Origin of the sequence: Mycolicibacterium arseniciresistens, from assembly GCF_030519285.1 — a bacterium.
Lineage (GTDB): Bacteria > Actinomycetota > Actinomycetes > Mycobacteriales > Mycobacteriaceae > Mycobacterium > Mycobacterium arseniciresistens.
Window position 1 is genome coordinate 1 of record NZ_JAUMSQ010000502.1, and the last position, 2,188, is coordinate 2,188.

The following is a 2,188-nucleotide window of genomic DNA, read 5'->3' on the forward strand; positions in this document are numbered from 1 at the left end:
CGCACCGGGCCCGGTGCTGCCGCCGCTGGCGCCCGGACAGGTGCTCCGCCTCGGGCCGACCGCCGGAACCGGCACCGCGACAAGCGACTACGGTATCGGCGCGACCGACCTGTGCGAGTTCATGGAATTCCCCAGCGGAATCCTGCAGGTGTGCGGCGACAGCTTCGCCGGCCAGGGCGTGGGGTACGGCGGGTGGTACTCGCCGATCGCATTGCACGTCGACGCGGAGTCCGTCGGCGATCCGAACGGCGTGCGCTACGACGGGGTGTCCGGAGTCGACACCCCGCTGCTCGCCGACCCGACGCCGCCGGGGTCGTCGCAGTTGCCCGCCGGGGTGGTGCAGGTCAACCGGGAGAACTGGATGATGATCACCACCACCCGCGATCTGCGGCCGCAGTCGTCGAGACTGGTGAAAGCGTCTGCCGCCGAAGGGGAGTGGCCGACGATCGAGGGGTCGGTGCGGGAGGCCGGCCACGACGGCGGCAGGCAGTCACAGATCAGCGGCTACTACGACCCGATCCCCACGGCGGATTCGCCCGGCGGGTGGGTGTACATCGTGGCCAACAACTTCGACCGCACCGCACCGGTGGTGCTCTACCGCGCGAAGCCCGACACCTTCACCGACCGGTCGACCTGGGAGGGCTGGTCGGGTCTGCCCGGTCCGGACGGCGGCTGGGGCAAGCCGGCCACGCCGCTGTGGGGCGACCGGGTGGGTGAGATGAGCGTGCGCCAGATCGACGGCAAGACGGTGCTGTCGTACTTCAACGCGGGCAACGGCAACATGGAGGTCCGGGTGGCAGACGCCCCGACGGGCCTGGGCACGGCGCCGGTGACGACGGTGGTGGTGGCCACCGACTGGCCGGAGTGGCCCGAACCCGTGGATCGGCTGCCGCCGCCGGAGGTCAACCGGCTGGCCCAACCGTACGGCGGTTACATCTCGCCGGGCTCCACGCTCGACGAGGTGCGGGTGTTCGTCAGCCAGTGGAACACCATGCCGCGCGGCGGGACGCCGTACCGGGTGATCCAGTTCGCAGTGAACCCGTTCAAGCCCTGGTGATTTCGAGCTACACCAGGTCGAGCAGTACCTCCGCGAGGGCCTGCGGGCGGGACAGGAACGGCGAATGGCTGCCGGGGAGCTCGACCACGCCGGCGCCGAGCCGATCGCGTGCCACCCGTCTCGACCATTCGGGGTTGATCATCCGATCGTCGGTGCAGACGATGTACGTGCAGCCGACCGCTGGGAGTTCGGCCAGCGGAAAGGTCTGCGCCATCGGGTGATCGGCCTGCGGTCGAAGCCGGCCGATCGCGGCGGTCGCGGTGGCGTCGTCGCAGTCTGCGAAGAGGTGCCTGCGGGCCACGTCGAGATCGACCCATACCTGCCGATCGTGTTCGTCGACCGTCAGCCCCTGAATGAAGCCGAGGTTCCACATGTCCGGCTCGTCGGCCGCCTGGTCCATCACGCTGCTGCCGATCCTCGGGACGACCGAGCAGAGATAGACCAGATGCCGGATCGGCCGTCGGGCCGCGACCAACGGAATCGTATGGCCGCCCAGGGAATGCCCGACCAGCACCACGTCGTCGCCGCTTCCTTCGAGGGCGGCGCACACGACATCGGCATAGGTGTCCAGACTCGCGGACGCGTCGTCGCACGGGAGGTCCATCGTGACAACCGTGTGCCCATGGCGCTCCAGCACGGGAGCGAGCGACTCCCAGCACCATGCGCCGTGCCAGCCGCCGTGGACCAGGGCAAAGGTCGCCATGGCGTGAGACTACGAGCCGGTGTACACGCTCACAGCGGATTCATAGCTGATTCTGGATCAGCGCTTCACCACCGCTTGCAGGCTGTGAGTCATGACCGAAACACCTTCATCCTCCGGACCGGCGACCTCCGAAACGGCAACGCGTCCCGTCATCACCGAATCGACCACGCCGGTGATCGAGCGCGAACCGCGGCGCGGCAGCCGCGTCACCACCGCCGCCGCCTGGGTCGGCATCGTCGCAGGCGTCGTGTTCATCGTCGCGGTGGTCTTCTTCTCCGGCTTCATCCTCGGCAAGGCCTCCGACGGCGGCGGCCACCGCGGCGGGCCCGGCCACGGTGACCGCGTGATGATGCACCACGGCGGACCGCCGCCGATGATGGGCCCCGGCGGTCCGGAGCGGGGCGGCCCCTTCGGTCCCGGCGGTCCCG

General features: G+C 69.7%; 3 protein-coding genes. 2 read left to right on the forward strand and 1 reads right to left on the reverse strand.

All coding sequences use genetic code 11. The features are described 5' to 3' along the window. The coding region (locus Q2100_RS31020; RefSeq protein ID WP_302917092.1) for a DUF4185 domain-containing protein at nucleotides 1–1,057 on the forward strand (1,057 nt) is incomplete at its 5' end. A 7-nt stretch (nucleotides 1,058–1,064) separates the two neighbouring features. Here the strand turns inward: Q2100_RS31020 and Q2100_RS31025 are convergent. Further along, on the reverse strand, nucleotides 1,065–1,760 hold the full coding sequence (locus Q2100_RS31025) for an alpha/beta fold hydrolase (protein ID WP_302917093.1): 696 nt from the start codon (nucleotides 1,758–1,760) through the stop codon (nucleotides 1,065–1,067). 91 nt (nucleotides 1,761–1,851) lie between these two features. Here Q2100_RS31025 and Q2100_RS31030 point away from each other — a divergent pair. Further along, a partial coding sequence (locus Q2100_RS31030) for a hypothetical protein (protein WP_302917094.1) occupies nucleotides 1,852–2,188 on the forward strand: 337 nt, incomplete at its 3' end.